This window comes from Thiomonas sp. FB-6, from assembly GCF_000377645.1.
In the GTDB taxonomy this organism is placed as follows: Bacteria; Pseudomonadota; Gammaproteobacteria; order Burkholderiales; family Burkholderiaceae_C; genus Thiomonas_A.
Genome location: NZ_KB898476.1, coordinates 42,092 through 67,591, shown reverse-complemented (window position 1 = coordinate 67,591; position 25,500 = coordinate 42,092). Strand labels below are relative to the sequence as shown.

The 25,500-nt window shown below is 70.6% G+C and carries 29 protein-coding genes and 1 tRNA gene; 7 read left to right on the top strand and 23 right to left on the bottom strand.

Annotated features, from left to right (window positions below; all coding sequences use genetic code 11):
• Nucleotides 1–10 precede the first annotated feature (10 nt).
• From kynA to radC, 5 genes are all read right to left on the bottom strand, one after another.
• The gene (gene kynA / locus D466_RS0107560; RefSeq protein ID WP_018913109.1) at nt 11–880 is read right to left on the bottom strand and encodes a tryptophan 2,3-dioxygenase; all 870 of its coding nucleotides are present in this window, start codon (nt 878–880) and stop codon (nt 11–13) included.
• Between the two features lie 25 nt (nt 881–905).
• Nucleotides 906–2,210 carry a kynureninase gene (gene kynU, locus D466_RS0107555; protein WP_018913108.1) on the bottom strand — a complete coding sequence of 435 codons (1,305 nt, stop codon included), beginning with the start codon at nt 2,208–2,210 and terminating at the stop codon, nt 906–908.
• 31 nt (nt 2,211–2,241) lie between these two features.
• Nucleotides 2,242–2,871, bottom strand: coding sequence for an arylformamidase (gene kynB / locus D466_RS0107550; protein ID WP_018913107.1), 630 nt, complete (start codon nt 2,869–2,871; stop codon nt 2,242–2,244).
• A gap of 345 nt (nt 2,872–3,216) precedes the next feature.
• Nucleotides 3,217–3,924 carry a Smr/MutS family protein gene (locus D466_RS21000; RefSeq protein WP_018913106.1) on the bottom strand — a complete coding sequence of 236 codons (708 nt, stop codon included), beginning with the start codon at nt 3,922–3,924 and terminating at the stop codon, nt 3,217–3,219.
• Nucleotides 3,925–3,936: 12 nt separating this feature from the next.
• Entirely contained in the window at nt 3,937–4,617 is a 681-nt protein-coding gene (radC, locus tag D466_RS0107540; RefSeq protein ID WP_018913105.1) for a DNA repair protein RadC, read from the bottom strand.
• Nucleotides 4,618–4,675: 58 nt separating this feature from the next.
• Here radC and D466_RS23870 point away from each other — a divergent pair, with 58 nt between their 5' ends.
• The 4 genes from D466_RS23870 to D466_RS0107520 all read left to right on the top strand — a co-directional run bounded on the left by D466_RS23870 (nt 4,676) and on the right by D466_RS0107520 (nt 7,722).
• The gene (locus tag D466_RS23870) at nt 4,676–5,125 is read left to right on the top strand and encodes a peptidylprolyl isomerase (protein WP_018913104.1); all 450 of its coding nucleotides are present in this window, start codon (nt 4,676–4,678) and stop codon (nt 5,123–5,125) included.
• On the top strand, nt 5,122–6,099 hold the full coding sequence (gene ispH, locus D466_RS0107530; RefSeq protein ID WP_018913103.1) for a 4-hydroxy-3-methylbut-2-enyl diphosphate reductase: 978 nt from the start codon (nt 5,122–5,124) through the stop codon (nt 6,097–6,099). Before D466_RS23870 ends, ispH begins: the two co-directional genes overlap by 4 nt.
• Before the next feature lie 124 nt (nt 6,100–6,223).
• A complete protein-coding gene (serS, locus tag D466_RS0107525; protein WP_018913102.1) occupies nt 6,224–7,519 on the top strand; it encodes a serine--tRNA ligase in 1,296 nt (431 codons plus the stop codon).
• Nucleotides 7,520–7,631: 112 nt separating this feature from the next.
• Nucleotides 7,632–7,722 (top strand) — tRNA-Ser (locus tag D466_RS0107520).
• A 437-nt stretch (nt 7,723–8,159) separates the two neighbouring features.
• On the opposite strand, the gene D466_RS23210 is transcribed toward D466_RS0107520, so the two are convergent.
• Nucleotides 8,160–8,450: a BrnA antitoxin family protein gene (locus tag D466_RS23210; protein WP_081629870.1), complete on the bottom strand. Its 291-nt coding sequence runs from the start codon at nt 8,448–8,450 to the stop codon at nt 8,160–8,162.
• Nucleotides 8,428–8,706: a BrnT family toxin gene (locus D466_RS23205; protein ID WP_081629869.1), complete on the bottom strand. Its 279-nt coding sequence runs from the start codon at nt 8,704–8,706 to the stop codon at nt 8,428–8,430. Before D466_RS23205 ends, D466_RS23210 begins: the two co-directional genes overlap by 23 nt.
• 134 nt (nt 8,707–8,840) lie before the next feature.
• Between D466_RS23205 and D466_RS0107515 the strand changes: the two genes are divergently transcribed.
• Entirely contained in the window at nt 8,841–9,446 is a 606-nt protein-coding gene (locus D466_RS0107515; RefSeq protein ID WP_018913101.1) for a bifunctional 2-polyprenyl-6-hydroxyphenol methylase/3-demethylubiquinol 3-O-methyltransferase UbiG, read from the top strand.
• 14 nt (nt 9,447–9,460) lie between these two features.
• Here D466_RS0107515 and D466_RS0107510 read toward each other — a convergent pair whose 3' ends face one another.
• From D466_RS0107510 to D466_RS0107450, 13 genes are all read right to left on the bottom strand, one after another.
• A complete protein-coding gene (locus D466_RS0107510) occupies nt 9,461–10,252 on the bottom strand; it encodes a gamma-glutamyl-gamma-aminobutyrate hydrolase family protein (RefSeq protein WP_018913100.1) in 792 nt (263 codons plus the stop codon).
• A gap of 144 nt (nt 10,253–10,396) precedes the next feature.
• Nucleotides 10,397–10,795 (bottom strand): YchJ family protein, encoded by a 399-nt coding sequence (locus D466_RS0107505; protein WP_026285008.1) that lies wholly within the window; start codon nt 10,793–10,795, stop codon nt 10,397–10,399.
• Between the two features lie 37 nt (nt 10,796–10,832).
• Nucleotides 10,833–11,624, bottom strand: coding sequence for an SDR family NAD(P)-dependent oxidoreductase (locus D466_RS0107500; protein WP_018913098.1), 792 nt, complete (start codon nt 11,622–11,624; stop codon nt 10,833–10,835).
• 73 nt (nt 11,625–11,697) lie between these two features.
• Nucleotides 11,698–12,105 (bottom strand): DUF4087 domain-containing protein, encoded by a 408-nt coding sequence (locus D466_RS0107495; RefSeq protein ID WP_018913097.1) that lies wholly within the window; start codon nt 12,103–12,105, stop codon nt 11,698–11,700.
• Complete coding sequence (locus tag D466_RS0107490; RefSeq protein WP_018913096.1) at nt 12,102–12,836, bottom strand: ABC transporter ATP-binding protein; 735 nt, start codon at nt 12,834–12,836, stop codon at nt 12,102–12,104. Before D466_RS0107490 ends, D466_RS0107495 begins: the two co-directional genes overlap by 4 nt.
• Nucleotides 12,829–14,031, bottom strand: a complete 1,203-nt coding sequence (locus D466_RS0107485) for an FtsX-like permease family protein (protein ID WP_018913095.1) — start codon at nt 14,029–14,031, stop codon at nt 12,829–12,831. Before D466_RS0107485 ends, D466_RS0107490 begins: the two co-directional genes overlap by 8 nt.
• Before the next feature lie 45 nt (nt 14,032–14,076).
• Nucleotides 14,077–15,288, bottom strand: coding sequence for an efflux RND transporter periplasmic adaptor subunit (locus D466_RS0107480; RefSeq protein WP_018913094.1), 1,212 nt, complete (start codon nt 15,286–15,288; stop codon nt 14,077–14,079).
• A 63-nt stretch (nt 15,289–15,351) separates the two neighbouring features.
• Nucleotides 15,352–15,771: a Zn-ribbon domain-containing OB-fold protein gene (locus D466_RS0107475; RefSeq protein WP_018913093.1), complete on the bottom strand. Its 420-nt coding sequence runs from the start codon at nt 15,769–15,771 to the stop codon at nt 15,352–15,354.
• Nucleotide 15,772: 1 nt separating this feature from the next.
• A complete protein-coding gene (locus D466_RS0107470; protein ID WP_026285007.1) occupies nt 15,773–17,053 on the bottom strand; it encodes a thiolase family protein in 1,281 nt (426 codons plus the stop codon).
• 139 nt (nt 17,054–17,192) lie between these two features.
• A complete protein-coding gene (locus D466_RS0107465) occupies nt 17,193–17,486 on the bottom strand; it encodes a YciI family protein (protein WP_018913091.1) in 294 nt (97 codons plus the stop codon).
• Between the two features lie 44 nt (nt 17,487–17,530).
• On the bottom strand, nt 17,531–18,649 hold the full coding sequence (locus D466_RS0107460) for a metallophosphoesterase (protein ID WP_018913090.1): 1,119 nt from the start codon (nt 18,647–18,649) through the stop codon (nt 17,531–17,533).
• Nucleotides 18,650–18,745: 96 nt separating this feature from the next.
• Nucleotides 18,746–19,402 (bottom strand): hemolysin III family protein, encoded by a 657-nt coding sequence (locus D466_RS0107455; RefSeq protein WP_018913089.1) that lies wholly within the window; start codon nt 19,400–19,402, stop codon nt 18,746–18,748.
• 90 nt (nt 19,403–19,492) lie between these two features.
• Entirely contained in the window at nt 19,493–19,855 is a 363-nt protein-coding gene (locus D466_RS0107450) for a hypothetical protein (protein ID WP_026285006.1), read from the bottom strand.
• Between the two features lie 216 nt (nt 19,856–20,071).
• Here D466_RS0107450 and D466_RS0107445 point away from each other — a divergent pair, with 216 nt between their 5' ends.
• Nucleotides 20,072–20,923: an alpha/beta hydrolase gene (locus D466_RS0107445; protein WP_018913087.1), complete on the top strand. Its 852-nt coding sequence runs from the start codon at nt 20,072–20,074 to the stop codon at nt 20,921–20,923.
• A gap of 31 nt (nt 20,924–20,954) precedes the next feature.
• Here the strand turns inward: D466_RS0107445 and D466_RS0107440 are convergent, their stop codons facing one another.
• Nucleotides 20,955–21,335 carry a hypothetical protein gene (locus tag D466_RS0107440; RefSeq protein WP_018913086.1) on the bottom strand — a complete coding sequence of 127 codons (381 nt, stop codon included), beginning with the start codon at nt 21,333–21,335 and terminating at the stop codon, nt 20,955–20,957.
• Nucleotides 21,336–21,593: 258 nt separating this feature from the next.
• On the opposite strand from D466_RS0107440, the gene D466_RS20995 reads away from it, so the two are divergent.
• The gene (locus D466_RS20995) at nt 21,594–23,837 is read left to right on the top strand and encodes an EAL domain-containing protein (protein WP_018913085.1); all 2,244 of its coding nucleotides are present in this window, start codon (nt 21,594–21,596) and stop codon (nt 23,835–23,837) included.
• 22 nt (nt 23,838–23,859) lie between these two features.
• Here D466_RS20995 and D466_RS0107430 read toward each other — a convergent pair whose 3' ends face one another.
• Together D466_RS0107430 and D466_RS25110 are read right to left on the bottom strand one after the other, a co-directional pair.
• Nucleotides 23,860–24,819 carry a class I SAM-dependent methyltransferase gene (locus D466_RS0107430; RefSeq protein WP_018913084.1) on the bottom strand — a complete coding sequence of 320 codons (960 nt, stop codon included), beginning with the start codon at nt 24,817–24,819 and terminating at the stop codon, nt 23,860–23,862.
• Nucleotides 24,820–24,956: 137 nt separating this feature from the next.
• Nucleotides 24,957–25,424: a general stress protein gene (locus tag D466_RS25110; protein WP_369759408.1), complete on the bottom strand. Its 468-nt coding sequence runs from the start codon at nt 25,422–25,424 to the stop codon at nt 24,957–24,959.
• Nucleotides 25,425–25,500 lie beyond the last annotated feature (76 nt).

Genomic DNA, 25,500 nt, shown 5'->3' with positions numbered 1-25,500 from the left:
GCCGCGCCCCTCACAGCTGGGTGCGCAGGCTCCAGATCTCCGGGAACAGTACGGTGTCGAGCATCTTGCGCAGGTAGCTGACCCCGCCGGTGCCTCCGGTTCCGCGCTTGAAGCCGATCACGCGCTCGACCGTGGTCACGTGCCGGAAGCGCCACAGGCGCATGGCGTCCTCGATGTCGGCGAGCTTCTCGCCCAGCTGGTACAGATCCCACCAGGCCTGCGGGTCGCGGTACACCTGCAGCCAGGCGGCCTCCACCTGGGGGTTCGCGGCGTAGGGCTGGGTCCAGTCGCGCTCGACGGCCTCGGGCGGCACGGCAATGCCGCGGCGCGCCAGCAGGCGCAGCGCCTGGTCGTACAGGCTGGGCGCGCGCCATGCGGCCTCCACCCGCGCGAGCAGCTCGGGGCGGTGCGCGTGGGGCTGCAGCATGGCGCGGTTCTTGTTGCCCAGCGCGAACTCGATGCAGCGGTACTGCCAGCTCTGGAAACCGCTGGAATGGCCCAGGTAGGGACGGATCGCCGTGTATTCGGGCGGGGTCATCGTCGCCAGCACGTCCCAGGCATGCACCAGCTGCTCGAGGATCTTGGACACCCGGGCCATCATCTTGAAGGCCGGAGGCAGCACGTCGCGCGCCAGGTGATCGCAGGCCGCGTGCAGTTCGTGCAGCAGCAGCTTCATCCACAGCTCCGAGGTCTGGTGCTGCACGATGAACAGCATCTCGTCGTGTTCGGGCGACAGCGGGCGCTGCGCGTCGAGCAGGCGGTCGAGCAGCAGGTAGTCGCCATAGCTCATGTCGCGCGAGAAATCGAGTTGCGCGCCTTCGGCGGCGACGACGGCCTCGCCGCGCGAGGGCGCGGCGGCATCGTGGTGGGGGCAGCTCATCGCAAGGACTCCGTCCGGCTGGGGTTCAGGTGACCGCGGCCTTGCGCGCGAAACGGGCTTCGCGCCAGGCCCCGGATTCGAGCAGCTCGGCGAGACGCTGCACGGCGTCGAACACGTCGACGAATCGCAGGTACAGCGGGGTGAAGCCGAAGCGCAGCAGGTGCGGGTGCTCCGCGCTGCCGTCGCCGGCGCGGTAGTCGCCGATCACGCCGCCTTCGATCAACGCCTGCATCAGCGCGTAGCCGTCGATGGACCCGTCGGCGGGCACCGCCAGCGAGACCTGGCTGCCGCGCCGCGCGGCCTGCTCGGGGCCGAAGGGGCGCAGGCCGCTGCCGGCCAGGCGCTCGCGCACCAGGTCGATGAACAGCTCGCCCAGTTCCACCGACTTCGCGCGCAGCGCCGGCATGCCGCCCAGGGCTTCGGCGGCCAGCACGGTGTCCACGCCGCATTCCAGCGCCGCCATGCCCAGCACCGGCGGCGTGCCGCACAGGTAGCGGGCGATGCCCGGCGCGGGTTCGTAGCCGGGCTGGAACACGAAGGGCGCCGCATGCCCCATCCAGCCCGACAGCGGTTGCCGGAAACGATCCACGTGGCGCGGGTGCACCCAGCAGAAGGCGGGTGCGCCGGGGCCGCCGTTGAGGTACTTGTAGCCGCAGCCCACCGCGAAATCCGCGTCCGCGCCGTGCAGGTCCACGGGAACCGCGCCGGCCGAGTGCGCCAGGTCCCACAAGGCCAGCGCGCCCGCCGCGTGGGCCTGCGCGGTGAGCGCGGCCATGTCGGCCATGCGCCCGGTGCGGTAGTTGACCTGGGTGAGCATCAGCACCGCCACGTCCTCGCCCAGGCGCTGCGGGATCTGGTCGATGTCCAGCAATTCCAGGCGCATGCCCCGCTGCTCGACCAGGGACTGGGCGATGTACAGGTCGGTGGGGAAGTTGCTGCGCTCGGACAGCACCACCTTGCGCGCGCGCGCATCCGGCTGCTCCTGCGCGATGCGCAGCGCCGCGCTCAGCACCTTGTACAGGTTCACCGAGGTGGAGTCCGCCACCACCAGTTCGCCCGCGCGCGCGCCCACCAGGCGGGCGATCTTGTCGCCCACGCGGCGCGGCAGGTCGATCCAGGCCGCGTCGTTCCAGCTGCGGATCAGGCCGCGGCCCCATTCGTCGGTGATCACCTGCCGCACGCGTTCCGCGGTGGCCGCGGGCAGAACCCCCAGGGAGTTGCCGTCCAGGTAGATGACGCCGGGGGGCAGGTCGAACTGGCCTCGCAGCGGCGCCAGCGGGTCGGCCGCGTCGCGCGCGGCGCAGGCGCTGCGGGTGAGGGGATGCTTCATGCTGGGGTTCCGGGTCGGGAGGATGGGAGGTTCACAGCGCGCGCAGCACCGCGCGCACCGGCGAGGCGCAGGCGCCCGCGAGTTTGAGCGGCAGCGCGATGAGCTCGTAGTCGCCCTCGGGCACCTCGTCGAGCACCAGGTTCTCCAGCACGCGCATGTCCAGGCGCAGCAGCGTGTGGTGGGCCTCCAGGCCCTTGCTGTCGGCCGGGTCCACCGAGGGCGTGTCGATGCCGGCCAGGCGCACCCCGCGCTCGCCCAGCCATGCCAGCGCCTGCGGGGCGTAGGCGGTGAAGCCGGGATCCCACACGGTGGGCGCGCGCCGGCAGGTGCGCACCAGCACGCGCGGGGGAAGGCCGCGTTCGGCGCGCTGCAGGTGTTCCACCCCCACCAGGGGCCCGCAGTCGATGGCGTGGATCACGCGGCAGGGGCCCAGGTAGGGCGCCAGGTCCACGGCCTCGATGGAAGCCGCGCCGTCGGCGTAGTGCAGCGGCGCGTCCGCATGCGCGCCCGCGTGCGGCGACAGCTGCACGGCGCTGAGGTTCACCGAGCTGCCGCCGGCAATGCGCGCCGTCCACTGCAGCGCGTAGGGCAGGTCGCCGGGGAACAGCGGCGCCGCCGGGTCGACGGTGGGCGAGATGTCGTAAAGGGCAGGGCTTCGCATCGCCGGAACCTTAGCAGGCTGTTGAAATACCGGAGGGGGTCGCGTTGGTGCAGAATCGGGATGATGGGCGTGCGCCGGATCGCAGCGCGGGCTGGACGCCCGCGCAAGATCCGGGGTGCGGCCAGCGCCCGATTCTGCACCAACCCTTCGGGCGCAGGCGCTGCGGGCGATCTGCGGCTGCCCCGAGCAGGCCAGGCGTCCAGCCTGGCCTTGGCTTGGGCGCCTTGCAGCTCATCCCGCAGTGCCTGCGCGCGGCCCCCTCCGGTACTTCAACAGCCTGCTCGGCCAGGATACGGCGCCGTGGTGTCGGTTATTCCCAACAGCGCGGCAGCGGCTCGGCCGGGCTCAGCGCGGGTGCCTCGGGCCCGGCGCCGGCTGCCCGCGCAGCAGCACGAGCAGCGAGCCGGCTCCGCCGTCGTGCGGGCCGGCCTGGCAGAAGGCCAGCACGTCGCGCATCTGCAGCAGCCAGCCGCGCACCTTGTGGCGCAACACGCCCTCGCGCCCCGGCGAGCCCAGGCCCTTGCCGTGGATCACCCGCAGGCAGCGCGCGCCGCGCTGCTGCGCCGCGTGGGTGAACTCCAGCAGCGCGGCGCGAGCCTCGTCGCGCCGCAGGCCGTGCAGGTCGAGTTCGGCCTGGATCACCCAGTGCCCGCGGCGCAGCTTGCGCAGCACGTCGGGGCCGATGCCAGGGGCGCGGTAGGACAGTTCCTGGTCGGTCTCCAGCAGGCTGTCCAGGTCCACGCTGTCGGACAGGGATTCGTGCAGCGCCGCGCGTTCGTCGCGCAGGCGCTGGCGCGGGATCGGCGGCGGGGGCGCCGGGCGCAGCAGCACGCGGTCGGGCTCGGGCAGCAACTGCGCGCCGGCCACCGCGCGAAGGAACAGGCGGGTCTCGTCGTTGCCCTCCGGGGAGGCAGCCGCGGCCTCGGCCGGAAGATCCGGCGGCTCCGGCTGCCGCGGAGCATCCGCGGCAGGCGCCACGTCGTCGGCCGCGGGCCGCGGCGTCACGGCGGGCACGGCACGGCTGCGCGAGCGGCGAGGAATCCGCGTGCTCATTCCGCCGCGCTCCTACAACAGCCCGTTGCGGGCGAAGGAGAAGGCCTGCGCGCGCGTGACCACCAGGTGGTCGAGCAGGGCGATGTCCAGCAGCCCCAGCGCCGACTTCAGGCGCTGCGTGACCTGGCGGTCGCAATCGGAGGGCTCGGCCACGCCCGAGGGATGGTTGTGGGCCACGATCACCGCCGCCGCGTCGTGCGCCAGCGCCAGCTTGACCAGTTCGCGCGGGTACACCGAGGTATGCGCCAGCGTGCCGCGCCACAGTTGCTGCGCGTGCAGCAGGCGGTGGCGGTGGTCGAGCAGCAGCGCCGCGAACACCTCCACCGGCGAGCCCCCCAGCCACAGGCGCAGATAATCCGCGACAGCGTCAGGGTTGTCGAACAGGCGGCGTTCGCGCATCGGCTCGGCCAGCGCGCGGCGGGCCATTTCCAGCACCGCGGCCAGCTCGGCGTACTTGGCCGCGCCCAGGCCCTTCACCGCGCGCAGGCTGGCCGCCGGCGCGTGCAACAGCCCGTGCAGGCCGCCGAAGGCGTCGAGCAGGCGCTGGCCGAGCTGCAGCGCGTTGCAGCCGCGCACGCCGCTGCGCAGCAGCAGCGCCACCAGCTCGGCGTCGGCCAGCGCCTGGGGGCCGCGCGCGAGCAGTTTCTCGCGCGGACGCGCGTCCGGGGGAAGGTCGGCGATGCGGGTGGACATGCTTCCCTACAATGGGGTTTGTGCGGCCCTGGCCGCCACGACACAGTGTATCGATACCGTGCCCAACGTTCGCCCCGACTCCCTGCTGACCCTTCACTACCGCCTGGCGGCCCCCGGCGGCCCCGCCTGGGTGGATACCTTCGGCCACAACCCCGCCACCCTGACCCTGGGCGAGCAGCAGCTCGCGCCGGTGCTGGAGCAATGCCTGATCGGCCTGGAGGAGGGCGCGCAGGCCCGCTTCGAGCTGGCGCCCGACGCGGCCTTCGGCATGCACGACCCGCAACGCGTGCAGCGCGTGCCGCGCAGCATGCTGCAGCAGTTCGTGCCCGACGACGTGCGCCTGAAGGTGGGCGACGCGGTGCAACTGGCCGGGCTGAGCTCGCCCAGCGGCGCCAGCGCAGCCGCCACCGTGACCGCCGCCGACGAGCAGGTGGTGGAGCTGGATTTCAACCACCCGCTGGCGGGCAAGCCGGTGGTGTTCGACGTGCACATCCTGGGGGTGCTGTGAATCCGACGCCGTCCAACGAGGCCTCCGAGGCCGGCGCGCTCGACGTGCTGCTGGCCAGCCCGCGCGGCTTCTGCGCCGGCGTGGACCGGGCCATCGACATCGTCGAGCGTGCGCTGGAACTGTTCGGCGCTCCCATCTACGTGCGCCACGAGATCGTGCACAACACCACCGTGGTGCAGAGCCTGCGCGCCAAGGGCGCGGTGTTCGTGGACGAGATCGACGACGTGCCGCCGGGGGCCACGCTGGTGTTCTCCGCGCACGGCGTGTCGCAGGCCGTGCGCGAGCAGGCGCAGGCCCGCGGCCTGAAGGTGTTCGACGCCACCTGTCCGCTGGTGACCAAGGTGCACGTGGAAGTGGCGCGCATGCGCCGCGACGGCCTGCACCTGGTGATGATCGGGCACGCCGGGCACCCGGAGGTCGAGGGCACGATGGGCCAGGCCGACGGCGTGCACCTGGTGCAATCCGAGGCCGACGTCGCGCATCTGCCCTTCCCGCAAGGCGACGAGGTCGCCTACGTGACCCAGACCACGCTGTCGGTGGACGACGCCGCCGCCGTGGTGGTGGCGCTGCGCGCGCGCTATCCGCGCCTGCGCGAACCCAAGCGCCAGGACATCTGCTACGCCACGCAGAACCGGCAGGACGCGGTCAAGTTCATGGCCCCGCAGGTCGACGTGGTCATCGTGGTCGGCAGCCCCAGCAGTTCCAATTCCAACCGCCTGCGCGAAGTCGCCGCGCGCCTGGGGCGTCCGGCCTACATGGTCGACACCGCGGCCGACCTGCGCGCCGAATGGCTGCAGGGCGCGCAGCGCGTGGGCGTCACCGCCGGCGCCTCGGCGCCCGAGCGCCTGGTGCAGCAGGTGATCGACCGCCTGCGCGAACTCGGCGCGCGCACCGTGCGCAATCTCGAGGGCGTGGACGAGACCCTGCGTTTTCCGCTGCCCAAGGGGCTGGGCCCGAAGACCCCCCGAAACTGAAACTCACCGGCCGGCCGCCCCGCGGCGGTAGCGCCGGCCCAGGCACAATCGCCATCGCGCTTCCCGCGGCCCTCGCACGCGCATCCGCGCAGCGCGCATTCCCCACGCATTCACTGGCCTTCCCATGCTGGACATCAACCTGTTGCGCAAGGACCTGGACGAGGTCGTCGCCCGCCTGAACACCCGCAAGCAGCCGCAGCCCTTCCTGGACGTGCCGCGGTTTCGCGAACTGGAATCCGAGCGCAAGCAACTGCAGACCCGCACCGAGGAACTGCAGGCCCAGCGCAACCAGATCTCGCGCCTGATCGGCCAGCGCAAGTCCAAGGGGGAGGACGCCTCCGCCGAAATGGCCCAGGTGGCGGCGATCAAGACCGAGCTCGACGGTTCCGCCGCGCGCCTGGAGCAGATCCAGGTGGAACTGGGCGAACTGCTGATGGGAGTGCCCAACCTGCCGTACCCCGACGTTCCGGTGGGGGCCGACGAGACCGGCAACCAGGAAGTGCGCCGCTGGGGGCAGCCGCGCAGCTTCGACTTCCCGGTGCGCGACCACGTCGACGTCGGCGCCGGGCTGGGCCTGGATTTCGAGGCCGGGGCCAAGCTCTCCGGCGCGCGCTTCTCCGTGCTGCGCGGGCCGCTGGCGCGCCTGCACCGGGCGCTTGCCCAGTTCATGCTGGACCTGCACACCGAGGAGCACGGCTACACCGAGGCCTACGTCCCCTACGTGGTCAGCGCCGAGACCCTGCGCGGCACCGGCCAGCTGCCCAAGTTCGAGGCCGACCTGTTCGCCGTGCCGCGCGGCGAGCTGGGCAACTTCTACCTCATTCCCACCGCCGAGGTGCCGCTGACCAGCCTGGCGCGCGACAGCATCCTGCCGCCCGAGCAACTGCCCATGCGCCTGGTGGCGCACACGCCGTGCTTCCGCTCCGAGGCCGGCTCCTACGGCCGCGACGTGCGCGGCATGATCCGCCAGCACCAGTTCGACAAGGTCGAACTCGTCTGGCTGTGCGCGCCCGAGCAGTCCGCGCTGGCGCTGGAACAGCTCACCGGGCATGCCGAGGCCGTGCTGCAGCGCCTGGAACTGCCGTACCGCACCATGCTGCTGTGCACCGGCGACATGGGCTTCGGTTCGGCCAGGACCTACGACCTGGAGGTGTGGCTGCCGGCGCAGAACACCTACCGCGAGATCTCCAGCTGTTCCAACATGGACGCCTTCCAGGCGCGGCGCATGCAGGCGCGCACCCGCGACGCGCAGGGCCGCACGCAGTGGCTGCACAGCCTCAACGGCTCGGGCCTGGCGGTGGGGCGCACGCTGGTGGCGGTGCTGGAGAACTACCAGCGCGCCGACGGCGGCATCGACGTTCCCCGCGCGCTGCAGCCCTACCTGGGCGGCCAGCAGCAGCTGATGCCCCAGGCGGGTTGAATCACGGCGCGGCACATCTTCCCGATCCGCCTCGCCGCTGCTACACTTGCACGTTTTGGCGCAGCGGACCGACCGCCGCTGTCGCGCAAGCAGGAACCAAGCAGGACACCCCGGAAAGGTGGCAGAGTGGTCGAATGCGCCGGACTCGAAATCCGGTGTACGGTTATACCGTACCGTGGGTTCGAATCCCACCCTTTCCGCCAAAGCATGCAATCAAGCCGCCCCCAGGGCGGTTTTTTTGTTTCCGTAAGTCGCAGATTTCCCTGAAGAAAGAGGGGTTTCTCGTCTCCCAGCGTCTCGGGCTGGCGCAGGGTATCTCGACGTTGCACCGGGTAGGAAACCGGGTAAAACTGAACGCTGTTTCACCGTGAGCCAGCCCTTCAGCCATGCCCCGCCTCACCGCTGCCCAGGTCAGGCAAGAAGCCTCCCGACGCCGTTGACCCTGATGGCTGGGCCCTTCTACCCGTCTGGCGACTGCCCGGGCGGCGGCATGCCGATGTTGAAGACCGTGGCTGCCATACCGGGCGACCACGTCGTGGTGACGCTCAGCGGCGTGTGGGTCAACCGCCGGGCTTCGACAGTCGGTACTGGGGACCGATCACCATCGCTGAGATCCGGCGAGTCGCCGGATCGTGCCGCTTCAGCGTGTGTGCGTCTTCACCCATTCACGCATGGCTTCATTCACGCGCGTCTGCCAGCCCTTGCCCGTACCTTTCAGTGCGTCGAGCACGTCAGCATCGAATCGAATCGTGGTTGGGATCTTGGGACTGGCCAGCCTGGGCCGACCCATTCGCCGCATGTGTGCGAACTCTGCATCCGTGACTTCGTGGGTGTCCGGGTCAGCCGCAATTCCTGCGTTGATCGCTGCGTCTTCTTCGGGCGTGGGCACGATCAGGGCGCGGCCACTCCTAGTTTTGATCGTTTGCTGCATAGAGCTTGACCTCTCTCAAATTCGCCTTGCGCAGGCTGATGATGCGGCGCCCATCGGTGCGATCCGTGAACACCACGCAAAACAGTCGCCCGGTTGCATCAGGAACGAACCCAATCACGCGCAACTCACCGTACTCGCGCCTGGAGTCCGGCTTGGCGAGAAGACCGCCCCAGTCCATCCGTTCTGCCAGTGCCAGGGCCAACCCATGTTTGGCCTGATCGGCTCGGTTTTTGTCTGGATCGAGCGTGATCCGCATGCCACTTATTGTATTAACAAATTCTCATCGTTGCACGGTGACGACCTTCGCCGCCAGCAAGAGCGCCGAGCCGCAGTGGCGCCCGGCTTATAGTCGGGGTGTACCCGCCACCAGCGCCTGCCCGCCGCATCTCCATGGACGAACTCACCGTTTCGACGTACACGCAGGGTGCCGATCATTTCGCGCAGGAATGGCTTGCGCAGCCGGAGCCCACGGACATGTACGCGCTGCTCGAGGAATTCTTCGTGCCGGGCGGGAGCACGGCGGACATCGGCTGCGGGGCGGGGCGCGACACCGCCTGGTTGAACGCACACGGCTTCCCGACTCTTGGCTATGACGCCTCGCAGGGTCTGATCGAACAGGCGCGCCTGCGCTACCCGTCCCTGAGCTTTCGCACGGCAGCGCTGCCGGAGCTCGAGGGCGTCGCGTCCCGTGCCTTCGACAATGTGCTGTGCGAGACCGTGCTCATGCACCTTCCTGTGCAGCAGATCGCCCGTGCCTGCGCCCGGCTGATGGACCTCGTGCGCCCGGGTGGTGTTCTCTACCTCAGCTGGCGGGTCACGGAGGGAGGCTCGGTGCGCGACGTGTATGACCGCCTGTACACCTCCTTCGATGCCTCCGTGGTCGGCAGCAGCCTGGCCGGGCAGAGCGTGTTGTGGGAGAAGGAGTCCGTCAGCGGATCCTCGGGCAAGCGCGTGCACCGCATGATCGTGCGACGGGTCGCCGCCTCCGGCGACTGACGGCCCCGGCGCGCTCACCAGCGGCGCTTGCGCACGTTGCGCAGGAACTCCTCGAGGATGGGGGTGCAGTCCAGCAGCTCCGGGTTCGACGGGTGATGGAACTCGGGGTGCCATTGCAGCCCGAGCAGGAAATTGCGGCCGGTGCCTCGGATGGCCTCGGGCAGGCCGTCGTCTGGGCTGATGGCGTCGACCACGAGGTCGCGCCCCAGGCTGCGCACGGCCTGGTGGTGCACGGAGACGACGTTGAGGCTCTTCGGGTCGACCTCCGGGTACAGGCGTGCGAGCAGTCCCCCCGTGACGAAGCGCACCGCGTGCTGGTTCTGGTCGTAGGTGTCGCTGAGGTGCGGGGTGTGGTGCTCGGGAAGCTGGGTGGGCAGGTCCTGGTACAGCGTGCCGCCCATGGCCACGTTGATGAGCTGCGCGCCGCGGCAGATGCCCAGCACGGGTTTGCGCACCTCGATGAACTCGTGCAGCAGTTCCATCTCGTAGCCGTCGCGCATGGGGTCGCCGGCCCATTCGGGCTGCAGCGGCTCCTCGCCGTAGCTGTTCGGGCTCAGGTCGGCGCCGCCCTGCAGGATGAGGCCGTCGAGCGCGTCGGCGTAGTCCGAGAGCCGGATGTTGCTGCGCACGATGCCGCCGCCGCTGGCCACCGTCGGCACCATGAATACCAGCACGTCGCGCGACATGGCCCAGTGCGCCACCGACTGCTCCAGGTACTGCAGGGTCTTGGCTCTCAGCCCCGCCTGCCCCGGATGGGGATGTTCGATGCGGGCCGAGATTCCGATCTTCAGGGGTTTGGTCGCCATGGTGTGGTCGCGGAGCAGGGTCGGGTGGGCGCAGGCGGGATGAGGACTTCCTCGGCTCAAGATTAGCCGCAATCTAAAAAGGGTCAAATGGGCCGCCATCGCGGGGCATCGGCGCGTGGCCCCGACTTGCCGGCTGCGGGCACGCTATTCGTGGAGATTCCCGTCCACGTAGAACCAGCGTTCGCCCTCGCGCAGGAAGCGGCTGGTCTCGTGCAGGACCTGCGCGCGGCCTCCGATCCTGCAGCGGGCGGTGAATTCCACCAGGGCTCGCGCAGGGTCCGGGGTCTCGTGCCGGTGCACGGTCAGTCCGATCCAGCGTGGCGGGGGCGCCTGCTCGGGCTCCAGGCTCGCGGGCCGGGTCGACGCGTGCCAGGTGGCCAGCAGGTAGGCCTGCGCCCCCAGCGCGAAGGCGGTGTAGCGCGAGCGCATCAGCGCCTCGGCCGTGGGCGCGGGGCGCGCACCCTCCAGGTAGGGCCCGCAGCACTCTGCCAGTGCCCGGCCGCTGCCGCAGGGGCAGGGCGTGGGCTTGTCGCGTCGGCTCACGGCGTGCCGCTGCCGCGATGCCCGGCCCGGGGGGCCGTCAGAACGCGCTCCTGACCACGCCGCCGTCCACGCGCAGGGCCGCGCCGGTTGTGGCCGAGGCCAGCGGGCTGGCCACGTAGGCCACCAGCGACGCGACTTCCTGCGGGGTGGCGAAGCGCTGGATCAGCGAGCTGGGGCGCACGTGCTCGAAGAACTCGGCCTCGATCTGCTCGGGGCTCTTGCCGCTGGAGCGTGCCAGGTCGTCGAAGAAGTCGCCGGCGCCGCGCGAGCGGGTGGGGCCGGGCAGCACGCTGTTGACCGTGATGCCGGTGCCGGCGACCGATTCGGCCAGGCCGCGCGACACCGCGAGCTGCGCGGTCTTGGTCATGCCGTAGTGGATCATCTCCGTGGGGATCTGCACGCCGCTTTCGCTGGAGATGAAGATGATGCGCCCCCAGTTCGCGAGCCGCATCGCGGGCAGCACCAGGCGTGCCAGGCGTACGCCGCTGAGCACGTTGACCTCGAAAAAGCGTGTCCAGTCCGCGTCGGGAATATCCTCGAAGGCCTTGGCCTCGAAAATCCCCAGGTTGTTGACCAGGATGTCGATGCCGGGGAAGCGCCGCACCGCTTCTTCGGCGACCGCGGCCTGGCTCATGTCGCCCGCGTGGCCGTGCACGGTCCCCCGTGTTTCGGCGCGGATGCGCTCCACCGCCTGGTCGACGGCCGCCTGGGTGCGGCCGTTGACGATGACCGTGGCGCCCTCCAGGGCCAGGGTGTGGGCGATGGCGTGGCCGATGCCGGCGGTGCTGCCGCTGACCAGGGCCAGCTTGCCCTTGAGTTGAAGATCCATGTCGATGCTCCTCGTAGCAGGTTGCGGGGCCGCCGCCGGGCTGCGCGGCGGCGCGGGAGGGTGGTGGCCGCGCTCAGCGTTGCGCCGAGTCGGCCACCGGATGGCGCTTGCGCAACGCCGGGTCGTGTTCGCAGGCCGCCAGCGGCCGCGCACGGGCGCGCAGGATGCGCCGGATCTCGTGGGTACGCGGGTCGTCGACGACTCGCAGGCAGGCGCAGCCGTAGCCATGGTGGCCGTTGGTGGACACCCAGCGGTCGTCGGAGAAATCGGGCCAGTCGCCGCGGGCCTGGTGGCCGCCCTGGATGCCCACGAGCCAGCGGCCCTGGGCGTCGGTGAGCCAGGCGTTGCCCGGCGTGGGGTTGTCGAACCAGCCGCAGCGCAATACCGGCGCCGACGAGGCGCCCGCGGTGGGCGCGGCCGTGGCGCAGGCGCAGGGCGACAGGGCCGCCAGCGCGAGCAGCAGGGGGGCGAGCGATCTCATGGCGGGGCGGGCGGCAGCTGGCGGTCGCCGACCAGGCGTCCGTCGACGAGGTCGAGAATACGCTCGCATCGCTGGGCCAGCCGCGGGTCGTGGGTGACCACCAGCACGGCGCAGCCGTATTCGCGGTTGAAGCGGCGCAGCAGCGCGAAGACCTCGTCGGCGCTGTGGGTGTCGAGATTGCCCGTGGGCTCGTCGGCCAGCACCAGGGGCGGACGGGTGAGCAGCGCGCGCGCGATGGCCACGCGCTGCTGCTGGCCTCCGGACAACTCGGAGGGGCGTTTGCCCGTGTGCGCCTCCAGCCCGACCGCCTGCAGCAGATCCAGCGCGCGCTGCTCGAGTTCGCGGCTGCGCCGCTCGCCCTGCACCAGCGCCGGCATCAGCACGTTGTCGAGCACGCTGAAGGCCTGGATCAGGTGGTGGAACTGGAACACGAAGCCGATGGAGCGGCCGCGCAGCGCGGTGCGCGCGCTGTCGTCCAGCGCCCGCGTCGGCTGCTCCTGCAGGTAGAGCTCGCCGTCGCTGGGGGTGTCGAGCAGGCCGATGAGATTGAGCAGCGTGGTCTTGCCCGAGCCGCTGGGGCCGACCAGGGCGGTGAATTCGCCGCGGCGCAGCTCGAAGTCGATGCCGTGCAGCACTTCGGTTTCCAGGGCGGTGCCGGCCTTGTAGGACTTGCGCAGTTGCTGCAGGCGCAGCACCGGCGGCTGCGGCGCGTGCTCGCCGGAGTCAGACATAGCGGATGGCCACCACGGGGTCCAGGCGCGCGGCGCGCAGCGCCGGCAAGGCGGCGGCCGCCACGCCGGCCGCGGTGGCCAGCAGCACGGCCTCCACCACCAGGCCGGCCGGCACCGGCACGTAGAACAGCCCCGGCCCCCAGCTGTTGAAGGCCTGCACCATGCCGGCACCGACCGCCGCGCCCAGCACGGAGCCGGCGCAGCCCACCACGCCGCCCTCGAACAGGAACACCGCCAGCACCCGCGCGCGGGTGGCGCCCATGGCGCGCAGGATGCCGATCTCGCGGGTGCGCTGCACCACGCTGACGGCCAGCACGCTGGCGATGCCGAAGGCCACCGACAGCCCCACGAAAAAGCGGATCAGCGCGCTCGACAGCGATTGCGAGCGCAGCGCGTTGAGCAACTGGGAATTGGTCGACATCCAGCTCTCCGACTTCAGGCCGGTGAGGGCGGCGATGCGCGCGGCGATGGCCTGCGCGTCGAAGATGCGGTCCACCGTGAGGTCGATCTCCGTGGCGCCGCCGGCCAGGCCCAGCAGCGACTGCGCGGGCTTGAGTCCCATGTAGACGTAGCGCTCGTCCAGGTCGCGCACGCCCAGGCTGAAGATCCCGGTCACGTCGAAGACCTGCGATCCGCCGGAGGCGCCTTGCACGCGCAGCTTGTCGCCCAGGCGCAGCCCCAGGTCCTCGGCCAGCCGGTAGCCCACCAGGATGCGGCTGGCGCCCACGTCCAGGCGCCCCTGCAGCATGTCGCGGTCCAGCGGAATCACGTGCACGTAGCGCTGCGGCTGAATGCCCAGCACGGCGATCGCCCGCACCGCGGTGCCGCGCTGCGCGAAGGCCGGCCCGCTGACCAGCGGCGAGACCGCGCGCACGCCCGGCAGGCGCTGCAGCACGCCCAGCACGCCGGGCCAGTTGTTGATGGAGCGCAGGCGCTGCGGGCGCGCGTCCACGGAGCGCAGGTCGACCGTGCCGCGCGGCGGCGGTGGAGCCAGGGGCAACAGGTCGGGGGAGGACACGACGATGTGCGCCTGGGTTCCGAGGGTGCGCTGCACGATGTTGCCCTGCAGGCCGTCGACCAGCGCGGTGATGAACACGATGACCGCCGCGCCCACCGCCACGCCGCTGATGATCAGCAGGGTCTGGGCTTTGCCGTCCCGCAGGAAGTGCAAGGCGATGCGCCAGGACAGTCCCATGGTGTCGGATCGTGCCGGGTTCGCGCCGCCAGCCGGATCGCCGCCTCAGCGCGCGCCGGCCGCGGCCGTGCCGGCGGCCGCCGAGGCCGGCACGGCGGGCAGGCCCTGCAGGCGCGCGCGCACGCGCTGGCCGTCGCGCACCGAGCGGTCGGCGATGACCACGTCGCCGGCCCGCAGGCCCTGCACGACCTGGCTGGCCACCAGGCCGCGCAGGCCCAGGCTCAGCTCCTGCTCGCGGGCCTTGCCCGCGCGCAGCACCAGCACCCGCGCGTGCGTGCCCTGGCGCTCGCGCAGCGCGTCGTCGGGCACCACCAGGGCCTGGCGCAGTTCGGCGGTGCGCAGGTCGCAGGAGATGGTCATGTCCTGGCGCAGCCAGGGCGGCGGATCGGACACTCGCAGGCGCAGCTCGATGGTGCCGCTGGTGGTGTCGACCGAAGGGGCGATGAACACCAGGCGCGCGCCGATCACGCGGTCCGGATAGCCGTCGCTGATGCAGCGGGCCGGCTGGCCCGTGGCCAGTTCGTGCAGGTTCTGCTCGTCCACCGGCAGCGAGACCTCGGTGTCCCCGGCGCGAGCCAGCGTGAACAGCACCTGCCCGGGGGTGACGGTGTCGCCTACCTCGACATGGCGTGTGAGCACCTGCCCGGCCGTCTCGGCACGGATGTCGGCGCGCCGCACCACCGCCAGCGCGGCGGCCTGCGCGGCCTCCAGCTGGCGCTGCACGGAGCCGCCCGGGCGCGCCGCGTCCCATGCGGCGCGGGCCGCGAGCTGCTGCTGCTCGGCCGCCTGTTCGGCCTGCTCGGCCTGCTCCAGCGCCTGTTGCGACAAGGCTCCGCTGGGCATCTGCGCACGCGCGCGCCGGGCCTGGGAGCGCGCCAGGCGCAGCGCGGATTCGGCGCTGCGCAGCGCCGCGAGGGCCTGGGGGCGGCTTTGCTGCACCAACTGGCGCAGCGCCGCGCGGGCCTGCTCCAGCTGTGCCTGGGCCTGGTCGCTGCGCAGTCGCAGCAACAGCTGGCCGGGCACCACCTGCTGGCCGCGCCGCACCAGTCGCTGGAGTACCGTGCCCGTGAGCTCGCTGGCCACGTTCACGCGGGACGGGGTGATCACGCGTCCGGTGGCCACCACGTCCTGCACCAGCGGCCCCGAGCGCACGCGGTAGGCGTCGACGCGCGGGCCCTGCCAGCGTTGCAGGCCCCACCACGCCAGCAACAGCAGCGCGCAGGCGGCGGGCAGGATCCAGAGCAGGCGGCGGGGCACGGGGGGAAGTACGCGAGGGGTCGGATTCAGTGTAGCCGACCCTCGGCCGCCGCTCCGGGATGCTCAGCTGGAGATGCGGAACGCCAGCACGGGCAGATCCTCCATGCGCATCACCTCGGCGCGGGCGGGAACCGGGCCCCGGTCGAACAGGCGCTGCAGGTCCTGCGGAGTCGCCTGCACCCCGAGGACGATCGCCTGCACCACCGGCCCTTCCTCGAGACGCAGATGCCCGTACACGTAGGGGGCGATGGCCGCGAAGCGGGGGTGGCAGGCCGGCGTGATGTTGTGGGACGCATACAGCAGCGTGGCGCGGCCGCTGAGCGGACGTGTCTCCACGTCCCAGCTGCCGCAATGCTCGCAGCAGCCGGTGGGGGGAAAGCTCAGGCGCCCGCAACTCTTGCAGGCGCTCGCGAGCACGGTGCCCGCGGCGAGGCTTTCGTAGTAGGCGCGGATGACGCTGGGTCTTTCGGCAAGGTCTTGCATGTCACAGACTCCCAAGAACGATCACGGTGCCGATCATGGCGTAGCCGTGGGTGTGGATCACGGAAGTGCGCGGCGGCTTCGCGATCTGCCGCGCCCCCGCCTGGCCGCGCATCTGCAGCACGGCCTCGTAGGTGTCCGAGCCCGCGCTCGCGGCCCAGGCATGCCCGAAGGCGTGGCGTCCGCCGTGCGTGGACATGGGGCGGTCGCCGTCGAAGCGCAGGCGTCCGTCGCGTGCCGCGGCGAGGCCCTTGCCCGCTTCCAGGTAGCCCATCGTCTCCGCGGTGCACAGGCCCGAGATGTGGGAGCAGTCGTGGGTATGCAGGTAGTCGATGTCGGCGGGCCGGATGCCCGCCATCGAGAAGGCCGCATCGGTGGCCCGCTTGTCGAACTCCCAGTAGGTGGGGTCCTCGCCGTACCACGGCAGGTCGCTGTAGCTGATGCCGAAGCCCTTGAGTTCCACCGCCTCGGATGGGCCGCCCCTGGCGAGGTCGGCGCGCCGCAGCACCATGGCGGAGGCGCCGTCGGCCGTGGTCACCAGGCTGAGCAGCCGCGAGGGCCAGGCGACGAAGGGGTTGTGTTCGGCCGAGCGCCAGTAGTCGTAGGGATCGGTGAAACCCTCGCGCGCCGCGCGGTCCTCGAGCTTCTCCTGGATGTTGGCCTTCGGGTTCATGGAGCCGTGCAGGCGCCGCGTGCGGCAGAGCTCGAACATGCCGCGGTCGAAGTCTTCGATGGAAATCCCGTACTTGCGGCAATAGCCCAGCGCCACGAGGCCGTTGTACGTGGAGAAGATGTCGTAGCCCTGGGGCACGCCGTAGGCCTGGTTGACGGCCATGTCGGTCCACAGCCAGGTCTGCTGGTGGGAAATGGGCTCGCGCTCGTAGGGGCTGAACTGCTTGACCTTGGTCCGCGTGGTCTCGAGCCCGTAGACCAGCACGGTGTCGTAGACCCCGGAGGCGATGGCCATCGCCGCCATGGCCGCGCCGACGTTGGTCGTCGAGCACTGCGCCTCGAAATGCACGCCGGCCTTGAACTGGGTGCCGGTCCATTTGGACAACTGGCTGTAGGTTCCCGGCAGCTGCGAGCTGTGGGTCATGGCATTGCCGGCGAACACGGCGTCCACGTCCTGGCCGCACAGGCCGGCGTCGTCCAGGGCTTCGCGAACCGCGCCGGCCGTCAGCTCCTGGATGCTGGTTCCCCGCAACTCGGGGGTGGCGAGCAGGTCGCCGAAACGCGAGCAGCCGACACCGGTCACGGCCACCCTCTCGCGCAATTGATTTCGCATGGTCTCATCTCCTCGCCTGAAGGGCGTGAGGCCATGCGAGCACCAACGCGGGCAAATTTCCTTGACGGGGCGCAGTGTCCCTGGCAGGTGGCGGCCGCGGGCGCGCCTGCCGGCGCGCCTTGTTGCGCGGGACAGGACCCTAGGGTTTCTCGGCCAGCGCGGCGAGTCCGGGGCTGGTCATCGTGGCGGCGAATTCGACCACCTGGTAATCGGCGAGCCCGGCCCGGGCGAAGGCATCCCCGGCCAGGATGGCGTCGAGCTCGGCACGCGGCATGGCCGCGGCGAGGATCAGGCCGCCGACCCGCGGGCGCTGCGGGCCCGACAGCAGGAAGTGGCCGGCGGCGTAGTGCTCGCGCAGCCAGACGCGGTGGGCGTCGACGTGACGGTCCATGTCGGACAGCGGGGCCTTGTAGTGCAGGATGACGGCGTACATGGGCGGCTTCGGGCGGGCGCGGGGTCTGGGGAAAAGGGGGCGGCTCAGGTGGCCGCGGCGAGGCGGATGCGGGTGATCTCGGAGGGCGCGCCGAAACGCTTGGGCGGTCCCCAGTAGCCGGTACCCCGGCTGACGTAGACCTGCAGGTCCCCGACGCGGTGCAGCCCGGCGGTGAAGGGCTGCTGCAGACCCACGAAGTGGTTCCAGGGCCAGAACTGCCCGCCGTGGGTATGTCCGCTGAGTTGCAGGTCGAAGCCCGCGCGCGCGGCCTCGGCCGACGAGCGCGGCTGGTGCGCGAGCAGGATGCGCGGCAGGCCCTCGGGGCTGGCCTGCAGGGCCTTGAAGGGGTCGCTGCGATGGGCGGGGTCGAACGCCTGCCCCTGCAGGTCGGTCACACCGGCCAGCACGAAGCGGGCGCCCTCGTGCACCAGCACCGCATGTTCATTGAGCAGGCAGCGCAGCCCCAGGCGCTCGAACTCGGCCACCCAGGCGGCGGCGCCCGAGTAGTACTCGTGGTTGCCGGTGACCAGCCAGGCGCCGTGCCGGGCCCGCAACTGGCCCAGCGGGGCCGTGTGCTCGCGCAGGCGCTCCACCTGGCCGTCGACCACGTCGCCGGTGACGGCGACGAGGTCCGGGGCGAGGGCGTTGACACGATCGACGATGGCCTTGACGTGCCCGGCCTTGATCGTGGGGCCCACGTGGATGTCGCTGATCTGCACGATGGTGAATCCCTCGAGGCCGGCGGGCAGCCCGGGAAGACGTACGTGCACGTCCACCACGCGGGCCACGCGCCGCGCATTGATCAGGCCGATCAGCGACACCAGCAGGGCCGCCGCCGGTACCGCGGTCGCGCTGGGCGCGGCCAGATGGCCGGTATCCGGCAGCAGCAGCGCGAGTTCGCGCAGCACGGTGAACACCAGGGTCGACGAGAACAGCCCCAGGTCCAGGAACCCGGCCCAGGCGACGAGGTCCCAGGAATCGCCCTCGCGGAAGCGGCTCAGGAAGCCGGCCGGAATCAGCAGCGTGGACGCCGCCAGGCAGGCCGCGCCCACGATGCGCCAGGCGGGCGCGTAGGCCGGCAGCAACTGGGCGCCGATGTACAGGTGCAGCAAGGCGACGATCGGCCAGGTGCGCAGGAAAAAGCGCCGCAGGCGCGAGCGCATGGCCCGGGGCGGCAGGGGGCTCGCCGCGGCGGACGGGGACGGAGACGGAGACGTGGATTCGCGGGGCATCGGAGGGGGCGGGGCTCGCCGGCGGCGTCAGCGCAGCAGCGCTTGCACGTCGAGCACGTCGAGCAGCGCGAAGAAGTGGCACACGCTGCCGGCCAGCACGAACAGGTGCCACACGCTGTGGGCATAGCGCAGGCGCTGGTCGAGCACGAAAAAGATCACCCCCAGCGAATAGGCCGCACCGCCGGCCAGCAGCCACAGCATGGCGCTGCCGGGCATGGCCAGCCACAAGGGGCGGATAGCCACCAGCGCGACCCAGCCCATGGCCAGGTAGAGCCAGGTGGACAGCCGGGGAAAGCGCTCGGTGCCCAGGGTCTTGAACAGCAGCCCCAGCAGCGCCAGGCCCCACACCAGGCCGAACAGCGACCAGCCCCAGGCGCCGCGCAACACGGTCAGCGTGAAGGGGGTGTAGGTGCCGGCGATGAACACGTAGATCGCCACGTGGTCGATCCAGCGCAGCACCGCCTTGGCGCGCCCCTCGCGCAACGCGTGGTACAGCGTGGAGACCAGGTAGGACAGCACCGCGCTGGCGCCGAAAATGGCCGCCCCGGTGACCGCCCCGGCGCCTCGCGCATGCAGCACCAGCAACGGAATGGCAGCCACGGCCAGCGCCGCGCCCAGGGCGTGGGTGAGACTGTTGGCGACTTCCTCGGAAGGGGTTTGCAGGGCTCGGGTTGCCGAAGGCACTCGGGGATCTCCGTGGCGCGGAATGCGCACCGGGATCATTGTCGCGCGTCGCGCGCGGGATTGCAGAGGCTCCCGTCGGGGGATGAGCCCTCAATCAGGGATTGCGCTCAGTTGCGCGATGCGCAGATCCTGCGGGTCGCGCGAGCGCAGCCCGTGGCGCATGCCGGAGATGCGGTGCGCCTTGCGCCCGCCCGCGCCGTCCACGTGGATCACGTCGCCGTCGCGCAGCCGGGGCTCGACCGTGACCAGCGTGAGCCTGCCGGTCATGGACGGCTTGACCCGCGCGCGCAGCGCCTCGCGATCGGAGGCGCCCAGGTAGGCCGCCAGATGCGGCTGAAGGTCCTCGGCGCGCTCGCCGGCATCCGCCTCGGGAGCCTCCGGCGTCCACACGGCTCCCGCCCCGAGGTTCCACGGCCGTCCGTCCTTCGTGTCCTGCGCTTCGCTTCGCGTCATGATGCCCCCCGGGATCCCGCGTCGTGGATCCATGAGTCCATCCTAGGAAGGCCCGATCCGGGGTGCGACCAACTATTTCACGGTGAAGCCGCCTCGGCGCCGTGGAACATGCAACTATTTCACGGTCGCTCGGGGTTTCGAGTCGGCGGGCCTTGGCATGCCCTAAGCTGCGCACCCGGATCAGGACCGCCCCAACCCGAAAGCCCGAAGGCCGCCATGCCGATTCCCGCCGAACTCCAGACCCGCGAACAGTTCACCGCCGCCTACGACAACCTGGCGGTCATCGCCGATGCCGGCGCGGTGGTGGCGGCCCTGCGCGGGCGCAGCCTGGCCTTTCACGCCGCGCATGACTGCGTGCCCGACACGGCCTACGGTCCCGGCGCCCGCCAGGTCTACGACTGGTACCCGGCCCGCGGCGCGGATGCGGCGGTGGCGCCGGTGCTGGTGTTCATCCACGGCGGCTACTGGCAGGCCCGCGACAAGCGTGATTTCTGTTGCGTGGGCGCGGGTGCGCTGGCCGCCGGGCTGCACGTGGTCATGGCCGAGTACACGCTGGCCCCGCAGGCGCGGGTGCCGGACATGGTCGCGGAGATGGGCATGCTGCTGGATGCGCTGTGGAAGCACCCGGTGCTGGGCGCCGGCGGGGGGCGCGGCCCGCGCATCGTGCTGAGCGGACACTCCGCGGGTGGACACCTGGCGGCGATGCACCGCGCGCACGCCGCGGTGGCCGGGGTGCTGGCCATCAGCGGTCTGTTCGACCTGGAGCCGATCCGGCGCGGCGCGCTCAACGACGCGCTGGGCCTGGACGCGGCGCAGGTCGGAGCATGCAGCCCGCAGTCGCGGGTGGGAAAGGGCGTGGCGACGGTGCTGGCCGCGGGCGGCGCCGAACTGGCGGAACTGCGGCGTCAAAGCCGGGAATATTTCGACGCCTTGCGCGGCGCCGGGGAACCCGTGCGCCTGCTGGAGATCGCGCAGGCGAACCACATGAGCATCCTCGCGCAACTCGAAGACAGCGAAGGGGCCCTGCTGGCCGAGGCGCTGGCCCTGGCCGCCCAGGCGCGGCGCTGAGGCCGCGGGCCGGCCCCGCCCCTGGGGGCGCTCAGGACGCGAATACCTCGCGTGGCTCGAGTTCCTCGAGCTCGCCGATGCGCAGGTCGCCGCTGTCGCGCGCACGGCCTCCGCGGCGCAGGTTCAGGATGCGATGCGGCCTGCGCTGGCCGCGCGTGACCACGTAGACCACGTCGCCGTCGCGCAGCGTGGGCTCGGTGGTGGTGATGGTCGGGCCCGCGCCGTCGAGCAGGCGCACCTTGGCGTCGATGGCCTGCTTGTCCTCGTGACCCAGGTAGACGGAGCAATAGACGGGATGGGCGGTTCCGCGGGCGCTGAACTCGATGCCCGCGCCGGACGGCGCCGGCACACCCAGTACCGACATCGCCTGCGCGGCGCCATCCTCCGCGCCTTCCCAATCGATGAGTCTCATGAACAGCTCCGTATCCAGCTTCGTGACCGAATGCTAGGGGCGGGCCGCTCGGCGGGCGCGCAACTATTTCACGGAAATCGGAGCTTTGCTCGACAGGCTCGGCGCGGATCGTGCCATTCGTGCACCGAGAAAAGCGCGGAGTTACGAGTGACTTGACAAACAATCGGTCGTTTGGCGATGATTGCTCGAATACATTTTTCATTTTGTATCGAATTTTGCGAATACGTGCAAATTGTTCGCATTTCCCGGTGACTGTTCATGATGCCCCTGCGCCTGGCGCGACCCGAGGATGCCGAGCCGGCCGACGAGGAGATCCTGCTCGACCCGCGCGAGCAGCAGGCCATTCTGGAGTACCAGCAGTCGATCCTGCGCGCGGTGCTGCGGGGCCGGGACTCGCTGGGCATGGTTCGCGAGGTCTGCCATCTGGCGGAAATGCTGCTGCCCAACGCGGTGGGCACGGTCATGCTGCTCAATCCGGAGGACGGCAAGCTCTACGTGCATGCCTCGCCCAGCGTGCCCGACGCCGCGGTGTGCCGCCTGAACGGCCTGCAGCCCGGCCCCGGCGGAGGCTCCTGCGGCAACGTGATCTACCGGGGCACTCCGCAGTTCGTCAGCAATACCTTCAGCGACCCACGCTGGACCGACCTGCGCCAGGTCGCCTACGACTTCAACCTCTGCGCCTGCTGGTCGGTGCCGGTGTACGACGACGCCGGGCAGGTGGTGGGGACCTTCGCGCTGTCCAGTTTCGAGCCGCGCGCGCCCGGACACTTTCACCGCAAATTGCTGGAAACCGGCGCCAGCCTGGTGGGCATCGTGCTGTCGCATGCCCGCTGGCAGGACAGCCTGCGCCGGTACGGGCGAGCCTTCGACTCGGCCGAGGAGGGCATGCTGGTCACCGATGCCCAGGCCCGCATCGTCGAGGCGAACCCGAGCATGTGCCGCAGCCTGGGTTACGCGCGCGAGGAACTGCTGGGGCAGACTCCGCGCCTGTTCGCCTCCGGCATGCACGGGCCCGAATTCCACGCGGCGCTGTGGGCTGCGCTGCGCGACAGCGGAGCCTGGAGCGGCGAGGTCTGGAACCGGCGCCGCAGCGGTGAGGTCTACCCCGAGTGGCTGTCCATCAAGGCCATCCATGGCGCCGATGGAAGCGTCAGCAACTACCTCGGGGTGTACAACGACCTCAGCCAGGCCAGGGCGGCCGAGAACGCGATCCAGCATCTGTCCAGCCACGACGCCCTGACCGGCCTGCCCAACCGGCGCCTGTTCCGCACGCGTTGCGAGAGCCTGCTCGAAAGCGGCACGAAGTTCGGCCTGGTCTGCCTGAACATCGACGATTTCCGCAGCGTGAACGAAAGCTTCGGGCTCGGGGCCGGGGACCAGGTGCTGCACGAATGGGCTTCGCGACTGCAGGCCTGCGTGGGCGATGCCGACAAGGTGTGCCGGTGGAACGCGGACGAATTCCTGGTCCTGACCGTGCAGGAGGGCGGGCTGGACGCCGCCGCCGAGCTGTGCGAGCGCATGGCGCAGACGGCGGCCCGGGCCTTCGACCTGGGCGGCAGGACGGTCGAACTGACCCTGTCGCAGGGGATCGCCCAATTTCCCGAGGACGCCGCGAACTTCGACGATCTGCTGGGCCAGGCCGCGGCGGCCCTGCAGGAGGCCAAGGCCGCCGGCAAGAACATCGTGCGTTACGCGACGCCGGGCGCGAACGAGCGCGCGCGCGAGCATTTCCGCATCGCGCGCGGCCTGCGGCGTGCCTTGTCGCGCCAGGAGTTCGAGTTGCACTACCAGCCGCAGGTGGATCTGCGCAGCGGCGAGGTGGTCGGAGCCGAGGCCTTGCTGCGCTGGCGCGACCCGGATCGCGGCCTGGTGCCGCCGGGGCAGTTCATTGGCGTGGCGGAGCGGACGGGACTGATCGTCGACGTGGGCGCCTGGGTGGTGGAACGCGCCTGCGCCGACGCCGCGCGCTGGCGCGACCAGGGCTTGGGCACGCTGCCCTTGAGCGTGAACGTGTCGGTGGTGCAGATGCGGCGGGGCGATTTTCCCCATCTGCTCGCGCAGGCCATCGCGCGGCATGGCTTGCAGGCGGGCCAGTTCGAGGTGGAACTGACCGAATCGGTGTTCCTGGACGACGCCGCGCGCATGCGCACCGTGCTGGCCGGGCTGAAGCAATCTGGCCTGCGCGTCGCCATCGACGATTTCGGGACCGGCTATTCCAGCCTGGCCTACCTGCGCCGCCTCGATGTGGATCGGCTGAAGGTGGACCGCAGCTTCGTGCTCGGACTGACCGAGGACGACGACGCGAGCGCCATCGTCAGCGCGGTCATCCAGATGGCCCATGCGCTGGGACTGCGCGTGGTGGCCGAGGGCGTCGAGGACGAGGCCACGATGCTGCGTTTGCGCGAGCTGGGCTGCGACGAAGCCCAGGGCTACTGGTTCCACCGCCCGCTGGCGCGGGACGTGCTGGAACATTTGCTGCGCGGCGCTCGCCCCCGCAGCTAGCTGGTGGGCCCCGCCGGGCGGCTCAGCGCACGGGCGCGCCCGCCAGCAAGGCAGCCGCCGCGGAGGCCGCCGAGGCTTCGGGCGCGGCTTGGGGCGCAGCCTGTTGCGCCGCATTCTGCGTGATGCTGACGAACCAGTTGGGACGGGCGAGCACGTAGATCGCGTGCCCGGTGACCCAGCCCATGTCGATGGTGAACAGCTCGGTCTTGAGGGTCGAGAACCCGTGGTAGCGCAGCAGCGCGTTGATCGAGCGCGGCGTGAAGTAATTGACGTGCTCGTGGAAAAAGGCGGGGATCTCCTGGTCCGGCGGATCCTGCGCGGGATTCATTTCCAGCGGAACGTCGATGAACAGCACGGTATCCGGGCCGCAGACCTTCTTGATGTCGTCGATCACGCGGGCCGGGAAGGGCACGTGTTCCAGTACGTTGGAGCAGATCACGAAATCCATCACGCCCAGGCCGTTGACGTCGTTGACGATGCTCACGCCGTCCACGGTCGCGACCCTGGAAATGTCGAACACGAAGCGGCGGCAATGGGCGAAGTCCTGCGGGATGTGCTGGCCCATGTCGCCGCCGTAGTCCAGCACCGAGGTCCGGGACCGGGGATCGACGAGTCCCTGCAGGAAGCCCATCAGCGCGGCGGCCCGGTTGCGCACTTCCAGCGGGCTGCTTCCGATGCGCTCATTGAGCTTGTCGTAGCCGGGCTCGAAGAAATTGCGCACCCGTGTGTATTCCGGGCCGCGATAATCCTGGTAGAGCCGCTGCAGTTCGTCGTCCTCGAAGCGGATCTGCGAGAACACGAAGCCGCAATCCGCGCAGCGCATGGAATTCGTGAACAGCGGGGGGTGCAGGGTTTGTCCGCCGATGTTGATGGTTCCCATCGGATAATCGGCGATGCGGTGGGCGACGAAGGGGGCGAACTGCCCGAAACGCTTGCTGAGCTTCCTGGAGCCACACACCACGCAAGCGTTCACGACCTTCACGGCGCATCTCCCTGGGTTCGCTGCGCAAGCTCCGCCAGCCGGGCCTGCATTGCGCGCCGATCATAGTTCACGCGACCACGGTGCCGGGCAGCCGCGGGCCTGCTCGGCGGGCCCGCGGCTGCCGGATCGCTCAGGCTTCAGTGCTGGCCGCCCTTCTGGCCGGCCTGCGCGGCGCGCTCCGGGTCGTTCTTGAAATTGCCGCCGGAGACTTGGCCGCCCTTGTGGCCGGCTTCAGCCGCGCGTGCCGGGTCGTTCTTGAAATTGCCGCCGGAGACCTGGCCGCCCTTGTGGCCGGCCTCGGCCGCACGCTCGGGATCGTTCTTGAAATTTCCGCCGGAGACCTGGCCGCCCTTGTGACCCGCTTCGGCCGCGCGTTCGGGATCGTTCTTGAAATTGCCGCCGGAAGCCTGGCCGCCCTTGGAGGCGATCTGGCGCTGTTGTTCCTCGCTCATCGAAGCGAAGCCTCGCTTGGATGCTTCCTGGTTGCCTTGCTGGGTATGTTCAGCCATTTTCCGCTCCTTGGGTTCGGTGCTGCTGGATGAATGAATGTCGCGAATCGAGGATTGCCGGGGCGCGCGGGTATTCGAATGAATATTCCGCGGCATGCCCGTGAATCGTCGGTTTGCGGCCTCAGTTTATCGAGAAGACGATATTCAAGGGAGCATTCTTCAAATAACGATA